The sequence below is a fragment of the Streptomyces sp. NPDC087420 genome (genome assembly GCF_044744165.1).
Taxonomy (GTDB): domain Bacteria; phylum Actinomycetota; class Actinomycetes; order Streptomycetales; family Streptomycetaceae; genus Streptomyces.
The window spans coordinates 227993-250364 of the sequence record NZ_JBIUXU010000008.1 but is presented as its reverse complement, the minus strand read 5'-3'; the positions used below and the strand labels follow the sequence as shown (position 1 = coordinate 250364).

At 69.6% G+C, this 22372-nt stretch carries 24 protein-coding genes; 5 read left to right on the top strand and 19 right to left on the bottom strand.

The features are described from left to right. The first annotated feature begins 1 nt into the window (after position 1). Genes ACIO1C_RS18620 through coaA form a run of 3 tightly spaced genes read left to right on the top strand, consistent with a single transcriptional unit; the run spans position 2 to position 3720 of the window. Positions 2-949, top strand: a complete 948-nt coding sequence (locus ACIO1C_RS18620) for a hypothetical protein (RefSeq protein WP_401864649.1) — start codon at positions 2-4, stop codon at positions 947-949. A 4-nt stretch (positions 950-953) separates the two neighbouring features. After that, complete coding sequence (locus tag ACIO1C_RS18615; RefSeq protein ID WP_401864646.1) at positions 954-2747, top strand: M16 family metallopeptidase; 1794 nt, start codon at positions 954-956, stop codon at positions 2745-2747. Positions 2748-2769: 22 nt separating this feature from the next. Next, complete coding sequence (gene coaA, locus ACIO1C_RS18610) at positions 2770-3720, top strand: type I pantothenate kinase (RefSeq protein WP_401864644.1); 951 nt, start codon at positions 2770-2772, stop codon at positions 3718-3720. 39 nt (positions 3721-3759) lie between these two features. Here the strand turns inward: coaA and glmM are convergent, their stop codons facing one another. From glmM to ACIO1C_RS18590, 4 genes are all read right to left on the bottom strand, one after another. Then, positions 3760-5118, bottom strand: coding sequence for a phosphoglucosamine mutase (gene glmM / locus ACIO1C_RS18605; RefSeq protein ID WP_401864642.1), 1359 nt, complete (start codon positions 5116-5118; stop codon positions 3760-3762). A gap of 184 nt (positions 5119-5302) precedes the next feature. Next, on the bottom strand, positions 5303-5830 hold the full coding sequence (gene rpsI / locus ACIO1C_RS18600) for a 30S ribosomal protein S9 (protein WP_401864639.1): 528 nt from the start codon (positions 5828-5830) through the stop codon (positions 5303-5305). A gap of 42 nt (positions 5831-5872) precedes the next feature. Then, complete coding sequence (gene rplM, locus ACIO1C_RS18595; protein ID WP_161311135.1) at positions 5873-6316, bottom strand: 50S ribosomal protein L13; 444 nt, start codon at positions 6314-6316, stop codon at positions 5873-5875. Positions 6317-6586: 270 nt separating this feature from the next. Next, a complete protein-coding gene (locus ACIO1C_RS18590) occupies positions 6587-8206 on the bottom strand; it encodes an ABC-F family ATP-binding cassette domain-containing protein (RefSeq protein WP_401864636.1) in 1620 nt (539 codons plus the stop codon). A gap of 93 nt (positions 8207-8299) precedes the next feature. Between ACIO1C_RS18590 and ACIO1C_RS18585 the strand changes: the two genes are divergently transcribed. Then, the gene (locus ACIO1C_RS18585; protein WP_401864633.1) at positions 8300-9286 is read left to right on the top strand and encodes a hypothetical protein; all 987 of its coding nucleotides are present in this window, start codon (positions 8300-8302) and stop codon (positions 9284-9286) included. A gap of 72 nt (positions 9287-9358) precedes the next feature. After that, the gene (locus ACIO1C_RS18580) at positions 9359-12424 is read left to right on the top strand and encodes a glycosyltransferase (protein ID WP_401864631.1); all 3066 of its coding nucleotides are present in this window, start codon (positions 9359-9361) and stop codon (positions 12422-12424) included. A gap of 123 nt (positions 12425-12547) precedes the next feature. Here the strand turns inward: ACIO1C_RS18580 and truA are convergent, their stop codons facing one another. From truA to rplF, 15 genes are all read right to left on the bottom strand, one after another. Then, positions 12548-13396, bottom strand: a complete 849-nt coding sequence (truA, locus tag ACIO1C_RS18575) for a tRNA pseudouridine(38-40) synthase TruA (protein ID WP_401865084.1) — start codon at positions 13394-13396, stop codon at positions 12548-12550. 117 nt (positions 13397-13513) lie between these two features. Then, positions 13514-14032, bottom strand: a complete 519-nt coding sequence (gene rplQ / locus ACIO1C_RS18570; protein ID WP_401864628.1) for a 50S ribosomal protein L17 — start codon at positions 14030-14032, stop codon at positions 13514-13516. A gap of 134 nt (positions 14033-14166) precedes the next feature. Next, on the bottom strand, positions 14167-15189 hold the full coding sequence (locus tag ACIO1C_RS18565; protein WP_401864625.1) for a DNA-directed RNA polymerase subunit alpha: 1023 nt from the start codon (positions 15187-15189) through the stop codon (positions 14167-14169). 127 nt (positions 15190-15316) lie between these two features. Further along, positions 15317-15721 carry a 30S ribosomal protein S11 gene (gene rpsK, locus ACIO1C_RS18560; protein WP_003956432.1) on the bottom strand — a complete coding sequence of 135 codons (405 nt, stop codon included), beginning with the start codon at positions 15719-15721 and terminating at the stop codon, positions 15317-15319. Positions 15722-15787: 66 nt separating this feature from the next. After that, positions 15788-16168, bottom strand: a complete 381-nt coding sequence (gene rpsM, locus ACIO1C_RS18555; RefSeq protein ID WP_161311142.1) for a 30S ribosomal protein S13 — start codon at positions 16166-16168, stop codon at positions 15788-15790. A 182-nt stretch (positions 16169-16350) separates the two neighbouring features. Continuing rightward, positions 16351-16464: a 50S ribosomal protein L36 gene (rpmJ, locus tag ACIO1C_RS18550; protein ID WP_003956441.1), complete on the bottom strand. Its 114-nt coding sequence runs from the start codon at positions 16462-16464 to the stop codon at positions 16351-16353. Positions 16465-16522: 58 nt separating this feature from the next. Beyond that, complete coding sequence (gene infA / locus ACIO1C_RS18545; RefSeq protein WP_014047798.1) at positions 16523-16744, bottom strand: translation initiation factor IF-1; 222 nt, start codon at positions 16742-16744, stop codon at positions 16523-16525. A gap of 199 nt (positions 16745-16943) precedes the next feature. Further along, the gene (map, locus tag ACIO1C_RS18540) at positions 16944-17780 is read right to left on the bottom strand and encodes a type I methionyl aminopeptidase (RefSeq protein ID WP_401864623.1); all 837 of its coding nucleotides are present in this window, start codon (positions 17778-17780) and stop codon (positions 16944-16946) included. A gap of 103 nt (positions 17781-17883) precedes the next feature. After that, the gene (locus ACIO1C_RS18535; protein WP_401864620.1) at positions 17884-18549 is read right to left on the bottom strand and encodes an adenylate kinase; all 666 of its coding nucleotides are present in this window, start codon (positions 18547-18549) and stop codon (positions 17884-17886) included. Continuing rightward, a complete protein-coding gene (gene secY, locus ACIO1C_RS18530) occupies positions 18549-19868 on the bottom strand; it encodes a preprotein translocase subunit SecY (protein ID WP_161311145.1) in 1320 nt (439 codons plus the stop codon). Before secY ends, ACIO1C_RS18535 begins: the two co-directional genes overlap by 1 nt. Before the next feature lie 277 nt (positions 19869-20145). Continuing rightward, positions 20146-20601: a 50S ribosomal protein L15 gene (rplO, locus tag ACIO1C_RS18525; protein WP_327234977.1), complete on the bottom strand. Its 456-nt coding sequence runs from the start codon at positions 20599-20601 to the stop codon at positions 20146-20148. 1 nt (position 20602) lies between these two features. Beyond that, positions 20603-20785 (bottom strand): 50S ribosomal protein L30, encoded by a 183-nt coding sequence (gene rpmD / locus ACIO1C_RS18520; protein WP_161311147.1) that lies wholly within the window; start codon positions 20783-20785, stop codon positions 20603-20605. Beyond that, entirely contained in the window at positions 20785-21387 is a 603-nt protein-coding gene (gene rpsE, locus ACIO1C_RS18515) for a 30S ribosomal protein S5 (RefSeq protein WP_327234978.1), read from the bottom strand. Before rpsE ends, rpmD begins: the two co-directional genes overlap by 1 nt. A gap of 46 nt (positions 21388-21433) precedes the next feature. Next, positions 21434-21817 (bottom strand): 50S ribosomal protein L18, encoded by a 384-nt coding sequence (gene rplR / locus ACIO1C_RS18510; RefSeq protein ID WP_040024292.1) that lies wholly within the window; start codon positions 21815-21817, stop codon positions 21434-21436. 2 nt (positions 21818-21819) lie between these two features. After that, entirely contained in the window at positions 21820-22359 is a 540-nt protein-coding gene (gene rplF, locus ACIO1C_RS18505; protein ID WP_401864615.1) for a 50S ribosomal protein L6, read from the bottom strand. Positions 22360-22372: the final 13 nt, after the last annotated feature.

Below are 22372 nucleotides of genomic sequence, written 5' to 3'. Positions count from 1 at the left end.
CATGCCTCAAGCCGAGCCGTTGGCTCGCCCCCAGTTCCATCCGTACGCCGCCATACCCGCGCTCGTGCCCCTGCGCACCGCCGCCCGGGGCGGCGACCTGCCCGCCGTGGAGAGCTTCTTCGAAGGTCTCACCGACGAGGACGACCGGGCGTACGCCTCCACGCTCCTCGCCGAACTGACCGGCACGGAGAAGCTGTTCGAGCGGATCGAGGCCGAGGGGTCCGACGCCCCGCTCCCCCGGACCCTCCTCGCCCACCGTCAGGTGGTCATCGGCTGGAACATCCGCAGCGGGGCCCGCGCGCAGAACGTGTCGCGCCAGCAGTTCGGCCAGTTCCACGCCTGGCTGCGCAAGGCCGAGCAGCTCCTGATCGACGTCTGCGCCGAGCACCCCGACTTCGCCCTGGCCTGGTCCGTACGCCTGACCACCGCGCGCGGTCTGGAGCTCGGGCAGAGCGAGGCGCGCCGCCGTTACGACCGGCTCGCCGAGCACCACCCCCACCACCTCGCCGCCCAGAACTCGCTGCTCCAGCAGTTGTGCCCCAAGTGGGGAGGGAGCTGGGAGGCCGCGCACGACTTCGCCCGTGAGCGCGCCGCCGCCGCGCCGACGGGGAGCAACGCGGGCGAAGTCGTCGCGCAGGTCCACATCGAGCACTGGCTGGACCTCGACCCGGGCGACGACGCGCGGTACATCACGCGGACGGACGTCAGGGACGAGCTGGCCGCCGCGGCGGCCGCGTCCGTGCTCCACCCCGGCCACCGTCCGACGTTCCGTTCGGTCGAGGCGCACAACCACTTCGCGATGGTGTTCTCGACGGCCGGTGAACACGCCCTGGCCGCACCGCACTTCCGCGCGATCGGCGACAACGCGACGCCGCGCCCGTGGTCGTACCTGGGCGACCAGGAAGCCGTGTTCACGAAGCACCGCAAGCTCGCACTGGCGAAGGGCTGATCCGATGTCCCAGCACACTCCCGCAGCCCCGGCCCCGGCCCCGGCCACCGCCGCCTCCACCGCGGTCGCCCCCACCGGGACGCCCGGCATCCGCCTCACCGAGGTCGACGGCGTCCGGACGCTCCTGGCCGCCGGCAGCGGCGAGATCACCGCCGGGCTGGTCTTCCGCGTGGGCGCCGCCGACGAGACGTACGCCACCTCCGGCATCACCCACCTCGTCGAGCACCTCGCGCTGTTCCGCCACGGTGTGTCCGACCTGCACTACAACGGCGCCACCGCCACCACGTACACGATCTTCCACGCCACCGGCACGGCCGACGAGGTCGTCACGTACCTCAGCGGTGTCTGCGACGCGCTGCGCGACCTGCCGCTGGAGCGGCTGGAGACCGAGCGCGAGATCCTGCGCACGGAAGCGGCGGGCCGCTCCTACGGCCCCAACCACCAGCTCCCGCTGTGGCGTTACGGCGCGCAGGGCTACGGCCTGGTGAGTTACACCGAGCTCGGGGCCTGGCACCTGACCGCCGACGCGGTACGGGAGTGGGCCGCGACCCGCTTCACCCGCGAGAACGCGGTGCTGTGGATCACCAGCGACACCGTGCCGGAGGGGCTGCGGCTCGACCTGCCGCCCGGGCCCCGCCACCCGATGCCGCCCGTCACCTCCGCGCTGCCCGTCACCCCGGCGTACATCAGCGGCGACGACGGCGGTGTGGTCATGGACGGTGTCGTCCGCCGGTCCACCGCGGCCTCGCTGTTCGCCGAGATCCTGGGCCGGGCGCTGCACGCGGACCTGCGCCAGAAGGGCGGCTACTCGTACGCCACCGCCGGGCACTACAGCCCGCGCGACGCGGACTTCGCCACCATCACCGCCTACGCCGACGCGCTCCCGCAGAAGCAGGACGCCGTGGTCGGCGGCTTTGTCGACGTCCTCGCCCGGCTGCGGGCCGGCCGCATCGAGCAGTCGGAGCTGGACGCGGCGCGCAACAAGGTCCTCAAGCAGTTCGACCACCCCGACGTGCACGCCGCGAGCCTGCCCTCGTACGCGCTGAACCTGCTGGTCGACCACGCCAACGCGACCCACGACGAACACCGCGCCGAGCTGGCCGCCGTCACCGTGGACGACCTGGGCAACGTCGCCCGCGAGCTGCACTCCACGGCCCTGCTCCAGGTCCCCGGCCGGGGCGCCGACTGGGCGGGCTTCACCGAGGCGCCGCAGTACTCCGCGGACAGCGACCGGCTCACCGGCACCCGGCACCAGTCGCACGAGGACAAGGGCACGGTGCTGACGGTGGCGGCCGAAGGGGTCGGTTTCAGCAACCCCCACGGGATGATCACCGTCCGGTACGACCAGTGCGCCGCGATGGTCGCGTACCCCGACGGCGGCCGCCGCCTCACCGGCCACGACGGCTTCCAGATCTCCGTGGAGCCCACGCTCTACGCGGACCTCACCCCGGACAGGATCGCCACGATCGACGCGGCTGTCCCCCCGTCGGCGGTGGTACGGGCCCCCGTCCGCGCCCCGGACCGGATCCCCCAGCCGCGACCGGCGTCCGAAGCGGCGGCACGCCGGACCGGGACCGGCGGGTGGCGCCGAATCCCCACGCCGCTCCTGAAGCTGGGTGTGAAGGCGGCCTACGCGGCCACCCTGTTCTTCGGCCTGCGCGCCGTCACGCTGACCTGGACGGTCGAGCCGAGGCCGGGCACCGCGTTCGTCGTCCTCCACTGGCTCCTGCTGGGCGGCTCACTGGCCCTCTCCAAGGTCCTGCGCAAGGCGCTCGCCACCCGGGAGGCCCCCGAGTGATCCTGTGCGTGACAATGGCCGAATGATCACCCCCTATGTCGATCTCAGCCGGGCCGAATGGAGCGCCCTGCGGGACAAGACACCGCTGCCGCTCACCGCCGAGGAGGTCGAGCGGCTGCGGGGGCTCGGGGACGTCATCGACCTCGACGAGGTGCGGGACGTCTACCTGCCGCTCTCCCGGCTGCTGAATCTGTACGTCAAGGCCACGGCGGAGCTGCGCGGCGCGCTCAACACGTTCCTCGGGGACGCGGGCAACGGGCACGGCGCGCAGCGCGGCACGCCGTTTGTCATAGGAGTGGCCGGAAGTGTGGCCGTCGGGAAGTCCACCGTGGCGCGTCTCCTCCAGGCGCTGCTCGCCCGCTGGCCCGAGCACCCCCGCGTCGAGCGCGTGACCACCGACGGGTTCCTGCTGCCGATGAGGGAGCTGGAGGCCCGGGGGCTGATGTCGCGCAAGGGCTTCCCGGAGTCGTACGACCGCCGGGCCCTGACGCGGTTCGTCGCCGACGTGAAGGCGGGGGAGGACGAGGTCACGGCGCCGGTCTACTCGCACCTGATCTACGACATCGTGCCGGGCGAGGTGCTGACCGTACGGCGCCCGGACATCCTGATCGTGGAGGGCATCAACGTCCTCCAGCCGGCGCTGCCCGGCAAGGACGGCAGGACGCGGGTCGGGCTCGCCGACTACTTCGACTTCAGTGTGTACGTGGACGCCCGCGCCGAGGACATCGAGAGCTGGTACCTGAACCGGTTCCGCAAGCTGCGCGAGACCGCGTTCCAGGACCCCTCCTCGTACTTCCGCAAGTACACGCAGGTGTCGGAGGAGGAGTCGCTGGACTACGCGCGCACGATGTGGCGGACCGTCAACCGGCCCAACCTGCTGGAGAACGTGGCGCCGACGCGGGGGCGCGCCACGCTGATCGTGCGCAAGGGCCAGGACCACAAGGTCCAGCGGCTGTCCCTGCGCAAACTCTGACGGCCGCCGGTCCCCGAAGCCTCACGGCCAGGCAACGGCTCAGCCCAGCGCCGACTTCACCACGTCCGCCAGCCGCCCCGCCACCGACCGCGCCTGCTCGATGTCGGCCGCCTCGACCATGACCCGTACCAGCGGTTCCGTACCCGAGGAGCGCAGCAGGACCCGGCCGGTGGAGCCCAGGTCCGCCTCGGCCTCGGCGACGGCGGCCGCCAGGTCCGGGGAGGTGTGCACGCGCGCCTTGTCGACGTCCGGGACGTTCACGAGCACCTGCGGCAGCCGGTGCATGACGCCCGCGAGGTCGGCGAGCGTACGGCCGGTCGCGGAGACGCGGGCCGCCAGCATCAAGCCGGTCAGCGTGCCGTCGCCGGTCGTGGCGTGGTCGAGGACGATGACGTGGCCGGACTGCTCGCCGCCGAGCGCGTAGCCGTGCGCCTTCATCGACTCCAGGACGTACCGGTCGCCGACGGCGGTCTCCACCAGGTGGATGCCCTCCCGCTCCATCGCGATCTTGAAGCCGAGGTTGGACATGACCGTGCCGACCACCGCGTCCCCGCGCAGCGTGCCGGCCTCCCGCATGGCCAGGGCCAGCACGGCGAGGATCTGGTCGCCGTCGACCTCCTCGCCCGCCGCGTCCACGGCGAGGCAGCGGTCGGCGTCGCCGTCGTGCGCGATGCCGAGGTCCGCGCCGTGCTCGACCACGGCGGCCCTGAGCAGGTCCAGGTGCGTGGAGCCGCACCCGTCGTTGATGTTCAGCCCGTCCGGCTCGGCGCCGATGGTGATGACCTCGGCCCCGGCGCGCGCGAAGGCCTCGGGCGAGACCCGGGCGGCCGCGCCGTGCGCCTCGTCGAGGACGACCTTGAGGCCGTCGAGCCGGTTCGGCAGTACGGCGATGAGGTGGGCCACGTACCGGTCGAAGCCTTCGTCGTACGAGCGGATCCGGCCGACGCCGGCACCCGTCGGGCGCTCCCACGGCTCGCCGGTACGGTGCTGCTCGTACAGCGACTCGATACGGTCCTCCAGCTCGTCGGCGAGCTTGTGACCGCCGCGCGCGAAGAACTTGATGCCGTTGTCCGGCATGGCGTTGTGGCTCGCGGAGAGCATCACGCCGAAGTCGGCACCCAGCACGCCGGTGAGATACGCCACCGCCGGGGTGGGCAGCACACCGACCCGCAGGACGTCCACACCGGCGCTCGCGAGACCCGCCACCACGGCGGCCTCCAGGAATTCGCCGGAGGCGCGGGGGTCGCGGCCCACCACCGCCGTGGGACGGTGCCCCTCGAACGCCCCCACCTCGCCGAGCACATGTGCCGCCGCGACCGACAGACCGAGCGCGAGCTCCGCCGTCAGATCGGCGTTGGCGACACCGCGCACGCCGTCCGTGCCGAAGAGTCGTCCCACAGCTCTCCCTCCAAAAAACGCACGGAACCGTCCCGGCTCCGCACGTAAAAGCTCCGAAAACGCCAAAACCCAAAGTACTGAGCGTCTGATGCTGTTATACGCCCGAGTAGTTCAAGAAAACGAACGCCCCGGCGGCACGGAGTGCCGCCGGGGCGTTCGAAGACAGACAGACCAACCAGCGTGATTAGCGCTTGCTGTACTGCGGGGCCTTACGGGCCTTCTTGAGACCGGCCTTCTTGCGCTCGACCGCACGGTCGTCACGCGAAAGGAAACCGGCCTTCTTGAGCGGGGCGCGGTTGTTGTCCTGGTCCGCCTCGTTCAACGCGCGGGCCACGCCGAGGCGCAGGGCGCCGGCCTGACCGGAGACGCCGCCACCCGAGATACGGGCGATGACGTCGTAGCGGTTGTCGAGCTCGAGGATCTTGAAGGGGTCGTTCACTTCCTGCTGGTGCACCTTGTTCGGGAAGTAACCCTCAAGGGTGCGACCGTTGATCTTCCACTTGCCGCTGCCCGGAACGATCCGGACGCGGGCGATGGCGTTCTTGCGACGGCCCAGGCCGGCGGCCGGCTGGGGGTCGCCGAAGCGGGACGCCAGGGACTCGGTGGTGTACTCACCCTCGACGGGGACCTCGGACTCGAAGGTCGTCACGGCTTCGAAGGTCTCCTCACCCTCGGCGCTCTCGACGGGGGCTTCTGCAGTGGACTCGGCCACGATTCTCCTCAGATTTCTTTATGTCTTAGGGGGTGGCCGGTACTACTGCGCGACCTGGGTGATCTCGAACGGGACAGGCTGCTGGGCAGCGTGCGGGTGCTGGTCGCCCGCGTAGATCTTCAGCTTCGAGAGCATCTGACGACCCAGGGTGTTCTTCGGGATCATTCCCTTGATGGCCTTCTCGACGGCCTTCTCGGGGTTCTTGGCGAGGAGTTCGTCATAACGGACGGAACGCAGGCCACCCGGGTAACCGGAGTGGCGGTACGCCATCTTCTGGGTCCGCTTGTTGCCGGACAGGTGCACCTTGTCCGCGTTGATGATGACGACGAAGTCGCCGGTGTCAACGTGGGGGGCGTAGATCGCCTTGTGCTTACCGCGCAGAAGGTTGGCGGCAGTGGTCGCCAGACGGCCCAAGACGATGTCCTGGGCGTCGATGACGTGCCACTGGCGTGTCACATCGCCGGGCTTGGGGCTGTACGTACGCACGGTCGTAGCCTTCGCTTCTTCAGTGAGTGGGAACCTGACAAGGCCACCCGGACGATCACGACAGCCATGGCGGCACAGCGGGGACGCAACCCGTGTACCTGCCTCTGTCCATCGGCCCGGTGGACCGGCGTAAGGGCCCCTCGCGTGAGAACGACCAAGCCAATACGCATAACGAACCAGCAGAATACCCGGGTGCCCCCGTACGGGTCAAAACGAGGGCTGGGGCCCCTCCCGCACGGTGTCCTCAATCGCCGGACGGGCTTGTTCTTCCTACCGCTCCCGCACCACGCGCCGCTCGTCCCAGACCGGCTCCGGCGTCTCCCGGACCACCCCGTCGGAGCCGAACACCAGGTACCGGTCAAACGCGCGAGCGAACCACCGGTCGTGCGTCACCGCCACCACCGTCCCGTCATACACCTCAAGCCCGTCCTGCAACGCCTCCGCCGACTCCAGGTCCAGGTTGTCCGTCGGCTCGTCCAGCAGCAGCGCCGTCGTCCCCCGCAACTCCAGCAGCAGGATCTGGAAGCGCGCCTGCTGCCCGCCCGACAGCTTCTCGAACGGCTGGTCCCCCTGCCGCTCCATCTCGTACCGCCGCAGCACGCTCATCGCCCCGCCCCGGTCCTTCGCGTGCTCGGTCCACAGGATGTCGACCAGCGTCCGCCCCAGCAGCTCCGGATGCGCGTGCGTCTGCGCGAAGTGCCCCGGCACGACCCGCGCGCCCAGCTTCCACTCCCCCGTGTGCCGGACGTCCTGCCCCGCCAGCAGCCGCAGGAAGTGCGACTTCCCCGAGCCGTTCGAGCCGAGGACCGCCACCCGCTCGCCGTAGAAGATCTCCAGCGAGAACGGCTTCATCAACCCGGTCAGCTCCAGGTTCTTGCAGGTCACCGCCCGCACGCCGGTCCGGCCGCCCTTCAGCCGCATGGTGATCTCCTGCTCGCGCGGCGGCTCCGGCGGCGGTCCCGCGTCCTCGAACTTCTTGAAGCGCGTCTGCATCGCCCGGTAGCGCGACGCCATGTCGGGGCTGATCGCCGCCTGCTGCCGCAGCCGGAACACCAGCGCCTTGAGCCGGGCGTGCTCCTCGTCCCAGCGCCGCTTCAGCTCCTCGAAGCGCGCGAAGCGCTCCTTGCGCGCCTGGTGGTACGTACCGAATCCGCCACCGTGCACCCACACGTCCGAGCCCGCCGGGCTCGGCTCGACACTGACGATCTTCTCGGCGGCCCTGGCCAGCAGCTCCCGGTCGTGGGAGACGAAGAGGACCGTCTTACGGGTCTCCTTGAGCTTCTCCTCCAGCCAGCGCTTGCCGGGGACGTCCAGATAGTTGTCCGGCTCGTCCAGGAGCAGCACCTCGTCGGGCCCGCGCAGCAGCGCCTCCAGCACCAGCCGCTTCTGCTCACCGCCGGACAGCGTGGTCAGCCCGCGGAACTGGGCTTTGTCGTACGGGACACCCAGCGCCGCCATCGTGCACATGTCCCAGACCGTCTCGGCCTCGTACCCCCGCGCCTCCGCCCAGTCGCTCAGCGCCTGCGCGTACCGCATCTGCGCGGCCTCGTCGTCGACGGTCATGATCAGGTGCTCGGCCTCGTCCACCGCGCGCGCCGCCTCACGGATGCGCGGCTGGGCGACGGAGACCAGCAGGTCACGTACCGTGCGGTCGTCGCGCACCGAGCCGACGAACTGCGACATGACGCCGAGCCCGCCGCTGACCGTGACCGTCCCGCCGTGCGGTTGCAGCTCCCCCGCGATCAGCCGCAGCAGCGTGGTCTTGCCGGCGCCGTTGGCCCCGACGAGGGCGACGACGGCGCCCTCCCCCACGCGGAACGAAGCGTCGCCGAGCAGCACCCGTCCGTCGGGGAGGTAGTACTCCAGGTGCCCTGCCTCAAGATGTCCCATGGTCCGCATTGTCGGGCCCCCGGCGGCCCAGGCCCAATCGTTTTCTGCCGCACGCCGGTACGAGGGGGCCCCGCTCGGCCTTAAACTCCCGGCATGAGCTTTGGGCAAGGGGGACCCTCCTGGGGCAGCCCCGGTTCACCGACACCAGGACACGATCCTTACGGATCGCAGGATCCTTACGGATCACAGAGCCCGCACGGATCCCAGAACCCTCACGACCCGTACGGCACACCCGACCCGTACGCCGCACCCGACCCGTACGGCACCCAGACACCCGACTGGGCGGCGCTCGCCGACGCCTCCGCCGGCCGTGCCCGCCGTAAGCGATGGCTGCTGCTGGGCGGCGGCGGTCTCGCGACGGCCGCCGTCGTCGCGGTCGTGGCCTCCGTCATCGTGTCCATGAACAGCGGTGACGGCGGTACGAGCACGGCCGGGAAGGCGTCCAAGGACGTGCCGCCCGCCGCCGCGACTCCGAGCGAGGCGACCGATCCCGAGCCGTCCTTCCCCTCGGCGTCCCCGCTGCCGCCGCCGGACCCGAAGGACTTCGTCTCCAGCGCCGACAAGGACACCGCGCCGCTGTCGGCGGACACGCTGTTCCCCGGCGCGAAGCTGACGATGGAGGGCCGCGAGTACAAGAAGGGCGCGACCACCCGTACGACCAACTGCGCGGCCTCCGCGCAGGGCTCCCTCGGCTCGATCCTCGCCTCCAACAGCTGTGACGAGGTGATCCGCGCCACGTACAGCAAGGGCGGGGTCGCCGTCACGATCGGTGTCGCGGTCTTCGGGAAGGAGTCCCAGGCACTCAAGGCGAAGGCCGAGGCCAGGGACGGCATCGCCTCCCTGTCCGGGGGCGGGGTCCCGACCTTCTGCCGGGACGGCGTGATCTGCCGCAAGACGACCAACTCGTTCGGCCGGTACGTGTACTTCACGGTCGGCGGCTTCACCTCGGGCAAGGACGTCACCAAGTCCGACAAGGACGTCTTCACCACCGGCGACGACATCTCGGAGTTCACCTTCCGCCAGATCTACCAGCGCGGGCGCCTCCAGGCCTCCGCGGCGGCGGTACAGCCCGACGCGTAAGGCTCGCAGGCTCGCGGCCGGGCCCCGCTGTCACACTGGGGGCCCAAGGTCGAACAGCCGGAGGCGTGGCGCATGGCGGTCAGAGTCACAGTGGTGGTCCCGACGTACAACTCGGGGCCGCTCATCAAACCGCTGGTCGAGTCGATGCTCCGGCAGACGATGCCCCCCGGGGAATTCGAGGTGCTCTTCGTCGACGACGGCTCGACGGACAACACCCCCGCCCAGCTCGCCGCCCTCGTCGCGGAGCACCCGAACTTCCGCTTCACCGAGATCCCCAATTCCGGCTGGCCCGGCAAGCCCCGCAACGTCGCGATCGAGCTGGCGCGCGGTGAGTACGTGCAGTTCATCGACCACGACGACCTGCTCGGCGACGAGGCGCTCCGGCGGATGTACGACCTCGGCCACGCCAACCGCTCCGACATCGTCATCGGCAAGGTCGTCAGCAACTTCCGGCTGCGCGGCATCCCGCACGCCCTGATGAGCAGGACGCGGGAGTCGTGCACCTTCGAGACGGCCCCCCTGCACGACAGCCTGACGGTCCACAAGATGTACCGGACGGCCTTCCTGCGGGAGCAGGAGATCCGGTTCCCCGTCGGGCACTTCGTCGGCGAGGACCTGCTGTTCATGGTGCCCGCCGTGTTCCGCGCGGCGTCCGTCTCCGTCGTCGGCGACTACCCCTGCTACTACTACCTGGAGCGGGAGGACGGCGGCCACACCACGCCCGATCACCTCGATCCGGTCAGCTACAGCGCCAACCTCCGCCAGATCTTCGACGCGCTGCGCGCCGAGACCGGGCCGGGCCCGATGCGCGACAAGTGGCTGCGCCGCTTCTGGCGCGCGGACATGGTCAAGTACCTGAGCGAGCCGATCTTCCCCACGTACGGGCCGGAGCAGCGCGGCGCGCTCTTCCGGGCGCTGCGCGAGGTGGCGGAGGAGTACCTGACCGAGGAGGTGTACGAGGGGCTGGCCGGCCTGGAGCGGGCCCGCGCCGACCTCGTACGCACCGACCGGCCGGACGCCCTGCTGGAGCTGACCGGGCGGGCGGCGGGGCTGGACGCGGACGTCCGGCTGACGTCGGCGGAGTGGCGGCGGGGGCGGCTGCTGACGCGGTTCGAGGCGCGGTTCGCAACGGATGGCGAGGGGACGCCCCTGACCCTCCTGCGCCGGGGCGACCGCTACTTCCTCGACCCCTCCCTCACGGACGGCCTGGTCGGGCCCGTCGACCTCACGGACGACCTGAAGCTCTTCCGCGCGGACGTGAGCCTGCGCCACCGGGACACCTCGGTGGTGTGGCTGCTGCCGCGCGAGATCTCCGTGTCCTTCGAGGAGGAGCCGGTACGGGACACCCGGGCCGGCCACCAGGACGGTGACGTCCTCGTCCGCCCCGTCGTGCGCGGCACGGTCGCCGTCGACCCGGCGCGCGCGGCGGGCGGCGGGCCGCTGGACGAAGGCGCCTGGGAGGTGCACGTACGGCTCATGGGCCCGGGCCTGAACCGCTTCGGGCGCCCCGAGGCAGGGCCGGACCTCGTCCTGCCCGCCCCCGCCGTCCTGGAAGGCCTGGGCGGCCTGGAGGTCGCCGGCTCCCTGGAGGACGGGCTGACCCTGACCGTACGGACGACGGACACGCCCCCCGGCCCCCGCCCGCCGAAGGTCACCGTGGTGGTGCCCACCGAGGGCGCGGAGCCCGCCGCCGTACAGGACACGCTCGACTCCCTCACCGCGCAGACGCTGCCGGCGGCGGAGTTCGAGGTCCTCCAGGTGCCCCGGGCCGCGCGGCCCGACGGCCCCGGCGAGCACGGCACCGGGGAGTACCTGCTGTACATGGGGGCCGGTGACCGCCTGGCCGCCGACGCCCTGGAGCGGCTGTACGGGTACGGCGTCGAGCACGACGCGGACATCGTCGTCGGCCGGATGGCGGGGAAGGACCGGGCCGTCCCCCGTGAGCTGTTCGTACGGGACCGGCCGCGCGCCACGTTCGCGAAGGACCCGCTGGCGGACAGCCTGACCGCCAACAAGCTCTTCCACCGCGCGTTCCTCGCCGAGCACGGCCTCCGCTTCCCGGCGGCCGGCCTCCCCCTGGGCGAGCAGGCGTTCACGGCGGAGGCGTCCCTGCGCGCGGGCCGCACCGCCGTCCTCGGCGGCGAGGTCTGCTACCACTACGGGCCCAAGCCCGAGACCCCCGCCGTCCCGCACGCCGACGTCTACCGGGCGCTGCGCGCCCTCGTGGGCACCGTGGAGGGCCTCACCGAGCCGGGCGGCACCCGGGACCGTCTGCACCGGCGCTGGCTGCGTGTGGAGCTGCTGGACCAGCTGACCGGCAAGCGTTTCCTGGAGAGGGACGAGGACGACCGGCGCGCGCTCTTCGACGCGATCCGGGACGTCTTCCTGGACGGCGGCATCTCGGACACGGCGATCGCGGCCCTGACCGCCCCGCGCCGGGTCGCCGTCGGCCTGGTCACCGACAACCGCCTCGACGACCTGGTGGCGCTGGCCCGCTGGGAGACGTCCGTGGCGTGCCGGGCCCGGCTGGACGCGGTGTCCTGGCAGGACGACGGCACGCTCCGTACGGCCTTCACGGCGGAACTGCTCGCCACGGAGGGCCCGTTGGGGGCCACCTCCCCCGCCGAGGGACCGGCGGCGCTGGTCCCCTCGGGCCTGTCCGACGACCTGGTCGCCCGCTTCGCCCGCGAACCGCTCACCGGCGGCGCGGCGCCCGACGCGGCGTCCGCGGTCCTCGTGCTGCGGGAGCGCGCGGGCGGCGCCGAGTACCGGCTCACGACGGACACCACGGTCCACCCCACCGACGGCACGCTCACCGTCGGGGGAAGCGCCTCCCTCGACCCGGCGACCGCCGCGGGCGGCGCCCCGCTCCGGGACGGCGCCTGGGACCTGTACGTACGCCTGACCGCGCTCGGCTGGACGAAGACCGCCAAGCTCGGCTCGTACCGCGCCCCCGAGGTCGCCGAGGAGCTGACCCCCGTCCCCCATCCGGCCACCCCGGACCGGCTCGTCACGCCGTACTGGACCAATCCCCACCGGGACCTGGCCCTGCGCGTGGCCGCGCCCCCGGCCCCGAAGGTCCCGGCCCCCGCGCCGGGCCTCCTGAACCGCCTCGGCCGCCGCCTGCGCCGGGGCTGACACGACACGCGGCTGACACCACAGGCGGCTGACACGGCAGGCGGCTGACACGGCAGGCGGCTGACACGGCAAAGGGGCGGGGCCCACAGGCCCCGCCCCTTTGCGACCGGCGCAGTCTCCCCCTCAGCAGCAGCTGTCGGGCGGCGCGCCGGGCAGCGTGCGCTTGTTGCGGGCCTCGCGGCTGCGGGCCGCCAGCAACTCGTCGGCCGGGTAGCCGACTTCCTCCAGCGTGAGCCCGTGCGGCCGTACGACATGGACCGCCGAGTCCCGTACCCCGGCGGCCAGGACCTTCGCCGGCCACTCCGGCGGCCGGTGCCCGTCGCCCACGAACAGCAGCGCGCCCACCAGGGAGCGCACCATGTTGTGGCAGAAGGCGTCGGCCCGCACGGTGGCCGTGACGATCCCGTCGCCGCCCCGCACCCACTCCAGCCTCTGGAGCGTACGGATCGTCGTCGCGCCCTCGCGCCGCTTGCAGTACGCGGCGAAGTCGTGCTCCCCGAGCAGCCCGGCCGACGCCTCGTTCATCGCGTCGACGTCCAACGGCCAGTCGTGCCACAGCACATGACCGCGCAGCAGCGGATCGACCCCGCCGACGTGGTCGCCCACGCGGTAGGCGTACCGCCGGTAGACCGCCGCGAAGCGCGCGTTGAACCCCGCCGGCGCCTCCTCGGCCTTCCACACCCGGATGTCGTGCGGCAGGCGCCCCGCGAGCCGCCGCAGCAGCTTGTCCGCGTGCTCGGCCCACACGTCCTCGGGCAGGTCGACGTGCGCCACCTGCCCGCGCGCGTGCACCCCGGCGTCCGTGCGCCCGGCGACGGTCAGGTCGTACGTACGCGAGGAGCGGGTCACGGTCCGCAGCGCGTCCTCGATCTCGCCCTGGACGGTCCGCCGGGTGGCCTGCCTGGCCCACCCGGAGAAGTCCTTGCCGTCGTACGAGAGGTCCAGCCGTACCCGTACGGACCCGGCCTCCAGGTCACCGCTCACGCGAAGTTCCTCCCAAGCCCCTCAGTCCCTCAGCCCCTCATGCGGAACGGGCCCGCTCCCGTGGGGAGCGGACCCGTCCGTCAGCCATCGGCCTGTGCTGTGTGCTCAGGCGTCCTTGGACTCGTCGGCCGCCTCGGCGGGCTTCGCGTCCTCGACCGGCTTGGCGTCCTCGACGGCCTCGTCGGACGCGTCCTTCTTCAGGGCGTCTTCCTTGACCGCGCGCTTGGTCGCCGCCTCGGCCTCACCGGTGGCGGCCTGCGCCACGGTCAGGGCCTCGACCAGCTCGATGACCGCCATCGGTGCGTTGTCGCCACGACGGTTGCCGATCTTGGTGATACGCGTGTAACCACCGGGGCGGTTCTCGTACCTCGGAGCGATCTCGGTGAAGAGCGTGTGCACGACGCTCTTGTCCGTGATCGACTGAAGCACCAGGCGACGGTTGTGGATGTCGCCCTTCTTCGCCTTGGTGATGAAACGCTCCGCGATCGGGCGGACACGACGGGCCTTGGCCTCGGTCGTGGTGATCTTGCCGTGCTCGAAGAGCGACTTCGCGAGGTTCGCGAGAAGCAGCTTCTCGTGCGCGGCACTGCCGCCCAGACGGGCACCCTTGGCGGGCTTCGGCATGGTGTTACTCCTTCATATCTGCACCGGCCGTATCAGGTACCGGTGTCAGTTCCCCCAGGGCGGCCGCCCTGCGGAAGATTGTTTCCAGCCCGTCCGGCGATTGAGGACAAAGCCTCACCCCCGGGGCCCCGGGCTCAGTACTGCTCGGTCTCCACGAACCCGGCGTCCGCGTCGTCGTCCGCCCCAAAGGCATCCGCGGCAGCGGTCGGGTCGAATCCGGGCGGGCTGTCCTTGAGCGCCAGGCCCATGCCGGCCAGCTTCGCCTTGACCTCGTCGATCGACTTCGCACCGAAGTTGCGGATGTCGAGCAGGTCCGCCTCGGACCGCGCCACGAGCTCACCCACGGAGTGGATGCCCTCGCGCTTGAGGCAGTTGTACGACCGAACGGTGAGCTCCAGCTCCTCGATCGGCAGCGCCAGATCCGCGGCCAGCGCCGCGTCCGTCGGCGACGGGCCCATGTCGATGCCCTCGGCGTCGATGTTGAGCTCGCGCGCCAGACCGAACAGCTCGACCAGCGTCTTACCGGCGGACGCCATGGCGTCACGCGGCCGCATGGCCTGCTTGGTCTCGACGTCGACGATCAGCTTGTCGAAGTCGGTGCGCTGCTCGACACGGGTCGCCTCGACCTTGTACGTGACCTTGAGCACCGGCGAGTAGATGGAGTCGACCGGAATACGGCCGATCTCCTGGCCCACCTGCTTGTTCTGGACGGCGGAGACGTAGCCGCGACCGCGCTCGACGGTCAGCTCCATCTCCAGCTTGCCCTTGCCGTTCAGCGTCGCCAGGACGAGGTCCGGGTTGTGGACCTCGACACCGGCCGGCGGGGCGATGTCGGCGGCGGTGACCAGGCCGGGGCCCTGCTTGCGCAGGTACATCACGACGGGCTCGTCGTGCTCCGAGGAGACGACGAGCTGCTTGATGTTGAGGATCTGGTCGGTCACGTCCTCCTTGACGCCCGGCACGGTGGTGAACTCGTGCAGGACCCCGTCGACCCGGATGCTGGTGACAGCGGCACCGGGGATCGAGGAGAGCAGCGTACGGCGGAGGGAGTTTCCGAGGGTGTAACCGAAACCGGGCTCCAGCGGCTCGATCACGAACCGGGAGCGGTATTCGTCGACGACCTCTTCGGTCAGCGACGGGCGCTGGGCGATAAGCATTCTGTTGACCTTCCAGTCTTGGCACCCACTATTTGATGCCAACGGAACAAGCGTACGGGCGGCACGGCGCGAATGCGCAGTACCGCCCGCGAGTCATGCGCCACACCCCCTCAGAGGGGGCACGGAGTCAGACGCGGCGACGCTTCGGCGGGCGGCAGCCGTTGTGCGGGGTGGGGGTGACGTCCTGGATCGAACCCACCTCCAGGCCGGTGGCCTGGAGCGAGCGGATCGCGGTCTCACGGCCGGAGCCGGGACCCTTCACGAAGACGTCGACCTTGCGCATGCCGTGCTCCTGCGCGCGACGGGCGGCCGACTCGGCGGCCATCTGCGCGGCGAAGGGCGTGGACTTGCGCGAGCCCTTGAAGCCGACGTGACCGGCGGAGGCCCAGGAGATCACATTGCCCGAAGGGTCCGTGATCGAGACGATCGTGTTGTTGAACGTGCTCTTGATGTGGGCGTGCCCATGAGCGACGTTCTTCTTTTCCTTGCGGCGCACCTTCTTGGCTGCGCCCTGACGGCCCTTAGGAGGCATGTATTTACTCCTGCGTGGAGGTGATCGGTCCTACAGCGAAGACCGCTGGTGAGCGTCCGCTGAGGACTACTTCTTGCCCGGCTTCTTCTTGCCGGCGATGGCGCGACGCGGACCCTTGCGGGTACGAGCGTTCGTGCTGGTGCGTTGTCCGTGCACCGGCAGGCCACGACGGTGACGCAGACCCTGGTAGCAGCCGATCTCGACCTTGCGGCGGATGTCGGCGGCGATCTCGCGACGAAGGTCACCCTCGGTCTTGAGGTTGGCGTCCACGTATTCGCGGATCTTGACGAGGTCTTCCTCGGCAAGGTCGCGGACGCGGATGTCAGGGTTGACACCTGCGGCGGCGAGGGTCTCCTTGGACCGGGTGCGCCCGATGCCGAAGACGTAGGTGAGGGCGACCTCGACGCGCTTTTCGCGCGGGAGGTCAACGCCTGCGAGGCGTGCCATTCATGGCTCCTGATGATTCGGAGGTCTTCCGCAGTCTCTGTCCCGGCTGCCGTACGCGTACGTACGGTCCGGGTCCCCGGCCTCCGCCGGAGGTGTCGGTCCTCTTTACGAGGAGCCGGACACTGCGTAATTACGAGTTGCTCGCGTCACGCGAAGTACTGCGAGAGGCAGGCGGTCGTGCGTCAGCCCTGGCGCTGCTTGTGGCGCAGGTTGTCGCAGATGACCATGACCCGGCCGTGACGGCGGATCACCTTGCACTTGTCGCAGATCTTCTTGACGCTCGGCTTGACCTTCATGGAATTGAGGTTCTCCGGGTCAGTGCGGACGCCCCCTGGACAGGGACGACTGCAAGATCTACTTGTATCGGTAGACGATCCGGCCACGCGTCAGGTCGTACGGAGACAGCTCCACCACAACCCGGTCATCGGGCAGAATTCGGATGTAGTGCATCCGCATCTTGCCGCTGATGTGCGCGAGGACCTTGTGACCGTTCTGGAGCTCCACCCTGAACATCGCATTCGGGAGGGACTCGATCACGGTGCCCTCAATTTCGATGGCACCTTGCTTCTTGGCCACGCTTCGCCCTTCGAATCGGCTACCTTGATCGTCTCCGGCGGCCGTATGCGGACACACGGGTACACCAGAGCCGACGCGTCAGTCTACGGCAGCCCACTCGAAAAGACGAATCCGTGCAGTCTGCCCATGCCCCGAGATCCTTAAGCGGCACAAGGCCTCACAGCGCCCGTGCCCGGCTCCGCGCCAGGGGTCCCCGGCTCTACGCCAGAGGATCCGGCGCCGCTGTCACACCCAGCTCCGCGAGCTTCGCCCTGCCGCCGTCCGGGGACGTCAGGACCAGCGGGCCGGCCTCCGTGAGGGCGATCGAGTGCTCCCAGTGCGAGGACCAGGTGCCGTCCGTCGTGATGACCGTCCACTCGTCCGCCAGCACCTCCGTGTGGGGCGTACCGAGCGAGACCATGGGCTCGATGGCCAGGCAGAAGCCGGGGACCAGCTTGGGGCCCTTGCCGCGCTTGCGGGAGACGTAGTTCAGCAGGTGCGGGTCCATGTGCATCTCCGTACCGATGCCGTGGCCGCCGTAGTCCTCGACGATGCCGTACTTCCCGCCGCCCGGCTTGGGCTGCCTGCGGATGTACGTCTCGATCGCCCGGGACACGTCCACCAGGCGGTTGCCGGCCTTCATCGCCGCGATGCCGGCCCACATCGACTCCTCGGTCACCCGGGACAGCTCGATCAGCTCCGGAGCGTGACCGGTGCCCACGAACGCCGTGAAGGCCGCGTCGCCGTGCCAGCCGTCCACGATCGCGCCGGCGTCGACGGAGATGATGTCCCCGTCCTTGAGGACGGTCTTCTCGTCGGGGATGCCATGGACGACGACCTCGTTGACCGACGTGCAGATCGTCGCGGGGAACCCGCCGTACCCGAGGAAGTTCGGCTTCGCGCCGTGCGCGGCCAGCACCTTGCGGGCGACCATGTCGAGGTCCTTGGTGGTGGCGCCCGGCACCGCGGCCTCCGCCGTGGCCGCGTGGATGGCGGCGACGACCAGCCCCGCCTCGCGCATCTTCGCGATCTGCTCGGGAGTCTTGATCTCCACCATGGCTCTGCTGCCTTCCACCTGACTCGTACGACCGGAACTCAACAGTAAAGCCGTGGCGTCCCTGGGGATGCCACGGCCTTACCCACGTGAATCGTGCTGCGACTCAGGCCTGCGAGGCCCGGTCCCGCTGGAGCGCCTCCATCGCGCGCTCGGTCACCTCGGTGACCTTGCCGAGCGCGGAGATCGTCACGACCAGGCCCTGGGCCTGGTAGTGCTCGATGATCGGCTCGGTCTGCGTGTGGTAGACCTCCAGCCGTCTGCGCACCGTCTCCTCGGAGTCGTCGTCGCGCTGGTACAGCTCGCCCCCGCAGATGTCGCAGACACCCTCCTTCTTAGGAGGCTGGTTCGCGACGTGGAAGACGTGGGCGCTGTCGTTGCGGCAGATGCGCCGCCCCGCGATGCGCCGTACGACCTCGTCCTCGGGGATCTCCAGGTCCAGCACCGCGTCCAGCTTCACGCCGTCCGCCGCCAGGGCCTTGTCCAGTGCTTCCGCCTGCGACACGTTGCGCGGAAAGCCGTCGAGCAGGAAGCCCTTCTCGGCGTCCGGCCGGCCCATCCGGTCTCGTGCCATCGCGATCGTGACCTCGTCGGGTACCAGGTTTCCCGCGTCCATGTAGGACTTCGCCTGTTTGCCGAGCTCTGTGCCCTGGCTGATGTTGGCGCGGAAAAGGTCGCCCGTGGAAATGTGTGGGATCGACAGGTTCTTGGCGAGGAACGCAGCCTGCGTACCCTTGCCGGCACCGGGCGGCCCGACGAGGACGATTCGCATCAGCGGAGGAACCCTTCGTAATTGCGCTGCTGAAGCTGGCTCTCGATCTGCTTCACGGTTTCCAGACCCACACCCACGATGATCAGGATGCTTGTCCCGCCGAACGGGAAGTTCTGGTTCGCACCGCCGAAGCCTGCCAACGCCATCGTCGGGACAAGAGCAATCAGACCCAGGTACAGCGAGCCCGGCCAAGTGATCCTGTTGAGCACGTAGCTCAGGTACTCAGCGGTAGGGCGACCAGCCCGGATACCCGGGATGAAGCCACCATACTTCTTCATGTTGTCCGCTACTTCTTCGGGGTTGAAGGAAATCGCCACGTAGAAGAACGCGAAGAACACGATGAGCAAGAAGTAGGTCGCGATGTAGTACGGATGGTCACCCTTGACGAAGTGCGCCTCGATCCAGGTCTTCCAGCCCGACTGCGAGCTGGAGAACTGGGCGATCAGAGCGGGGATGTAGAGCAGCGACGAGGCGAAGATGACGGGGATCACACCCGCCTGGTTCACCTTGAGCGGGATGTACGTCGACGTACCGCCGTACGACCTCCGGCCGATCATGCGCTTCGCGTACTGGACGGGGATCCGGCGCTGCGCCTGCTCGACGAAGACGACCAGGCCCACCATGACGAAGCCGATCAGGATGACCGTACCGAACTCGATCCAGCCCTTGGCGAGCGTGCCGCTCTGCTTGATGGCCCAGAGGGCGCCCGGGAAGCCGGCCGCGATCGAGATGAACATCAGGATGGACATGCCGTTGCCGATGCCCTTGTCGGTGATGAGCTCACCGAGCCACATGACGGCCGCGGTGCCCGCGGTCATCGTGATCACCATCGTGACGGTGACGAAGATCGACTGGTCGGGGACGATCTGCCCGGCCACCGGGCAGCCGCTGAAGAGCGCGCCGCTTCGGGCCGTGGCCACCAGGCCGGTGCCCTGGAGCACGGCGAGAGCGACGGTCAGGTACCGGGTGTACTGCGTGATCTTCGACTGGCCGGACGAGCCTTCCTTCTTGAGGGCTTCCAGCCGTGGGATGACCACGGTCAGCAGCTGAAGGATGATGCTCGCCGTGATGTACGGCATGATGCCGAGCGCGAAGATCGTGATCTGCAACAACGCGCCGCCGCTGAACATGTTCACGAGCCCGAAGAGGCTGTTGTTGCCCTTTTGAGCCGCGTCGATACATGTCTGGACATTCTCGTAGCTGACCCCGGGGACGGGGATGTGCGCCCCGAGCCGGTACAGCACGATGATGGCGAGTGTGAAGAGCAGCTTCTTGCGCAGGTCGGGCGTCTTGAACGCCCGGGCGAACGCGGTGAGCACGGTGCCTCCTGCGACCCCCGCGCTACTGCGTCAGAGGTGACGGTATTGAGGATCGACGGATAAGGGACGAGCGGGTCCTGCGGGTCAACGAGCGGCCACCGCGTGAAGTGCCCGTGAGGACACATCCCGCGGTGGTGGACCGGAAGCGGGCTCCCGGCTTCAATACAGCAATAATGCACGCCACCTTACCGGCGACTGTGCCTCCCATGGAACGACCAACCGGGGATGCCCCTTTTGAGAGGCACCCCCGGTTGGGTGTTCAGGTCATCGGGTCGTCTCAGACGAGCTCGGTGACGGAGCCGCCCGCGGCGGCGATCTTCTCCTTGGCGGAGCCGGAAACGGCGTTCACCGAAACCGTCAGCGCCACGGAGATCTCGCCCTGGCCCAGGACCTTGACGAGACTGTTCTTGCGCACCGCACCCTTGGTGACCAGATCGGCCACCGTGACCTCGCCGCCCTCGGGGTAGAGGTCGGAGAGCTTGTCCAGGTTCACCACCTGGTACTCGGTGCGGAACGGGTTCTTGAAGCCCTTGAGCTTCGGCAGACGCATGTGGAGGGGCATCTGCCCGCCCTCGAAGCGTGCCGGAACCTGATAACGGGCCTTGGTGCCCTTGGTTCCACGACCAGCGGTCTTACCCTTGGACGCCTCACCACGACCCACACGGGTCTTGGCGGTCTTGGCGCCCGGGGCAGGACGGAGGTCGTGGGCCTTCAGCGGCTTGTCTGCAGCCATGTCAGTCGACCTCCTCAACCGTCACGAGGTGGCGGACGGTGTGCACCATGCCGCGGAACTCGGGGCGGTCCTCCTTGACAACCGTGTCGTTCACTCGCTTGAGGCCGAGCGAACGCAGGGTGTCGCGGTGGTTCTGCTTGCTTCCGATGAACGACCGGGTCTGCGTGATCTGGAGACGGGCCATTACGCACCCGCTCCCGCAGCACGCGCACGCAGCATGGCGGCGGGGGCGACGTCCTCGAGGGGCAGACCGCGGCGGGCCGCGATCTCCTCGGGACGCTGCAGGCCCTTGAGGGCCGCCACGGTCGCGTGCACGATGTTGATCGCGTTGTCCGAGCCGAGCGACTTCGACAGGATGTCGTGGACGCCCGCGCATTCGAGCACCGCGCGCACCGGGCCACCGGCGATCACGCCGGTACCGGGGGAAGCAGGCTTGAGCAGGACAACGCCCGCCGCCTTCTCGCCCTGGATCGGGTGCGGGATGGTGCCCTGGATACGGGGAACCTTGAAGAAGGCCTTCTTGGCCTCTTCGACGCCCTTGGCGATGGCGGCCGGAACTTCCTTGGCCTTGCCGTAACCGACGCCGACGGTACCGTCACCATCGCCCACCACGACCAGCGCGGTGAAGCTGAAGCGACGACCACCCTTCACAACCTTGGCAACGCGGTTGATCGCGACAACGCGCTCAACGTACGCGGTCTTCTCGGCCGGCGAACCGTCGCGACCCTTCCGGTCCCGCCGCTCGCCGCCACCGGCACCGCTTCCGCGGCGCTGGGGTCCAGCCATTGGATCTACCTCTCTCTGTTACGTCCGCTAGCTCCGGAACCGGGGCTCAGAACTTCAGCCCGGCTTCGCGGGCGGCGTCAGCCAGAGCGGCAATCCGCCCGGCGTACTGGTTGCCACCACGGTCGAACACGACGGCCTCGATACCGGCGGCCTTCGCACGCTCGGCGACCAGGGCCCCGACCTGCTTGGCCTGGGCGCTCTTGTCGCCCTCGGTCCCGCGGATCGAAGTGTCCAGAGTCGACGCCGAAGCGAGCGTGTGGCCCGCGATGTCGTCGACGACCTGAGCCACCATGTGGCGGTTGGAACGCGTCACAACGAGGCGGGGGCGCTCCTGCGTGCCCGAGACCTTCTTGCGGACGCGAATGTGACGGCGCTTGATGGCAGCGGCCTTGTAGGCCTTGCCCTTGGCGATCTTCACACCGAATGCCATGGCTACTTACCAGCCTTTCCGACCTTGCGGCGGATGACCTCGCCCGCGTACCGGACACCCTTGGCCTTGTAGGGGTCGGGCTTCCGCAGCTTGCGGATTGTGGCGGCGACCTCGCCGACCCTCTGCTTGTCGATGCCCTCGACGGAGAACTTCGTCGGTGTCTCCACCTTGAAGGTGATTCCCTCGGGGGCCTCGATGAGGATCGGGTGGCTGTAGCCCAGGGCGAACTCCAGGTTGGAGCCCTTCGCCTGGACTCGGTAACCGACACCGCTGATCTCGAGCGCCTTGACGTAACCCTGGGTCACGCCGGTGATCATGTTCGCCACCAGCGTGCGGGACAGGCCGTGGAAGGCCTTGTTCTGACGCTCGTCGTTGGGGCGCAGCACCTGAAGGGTGCCGTCCTCGCCCTTGGTGACCTCGATCGGCGCGACGACGGTGTGCGAGAGGGTGCCCTTGGGGCCCTTCACGCTGACCGTGCGGCCATCGATGGTGACGTCCACACCGGCGGGAACCTGGATGGGGAGCTTGCCGATTCGCGACATGAGCTTTCCTCTC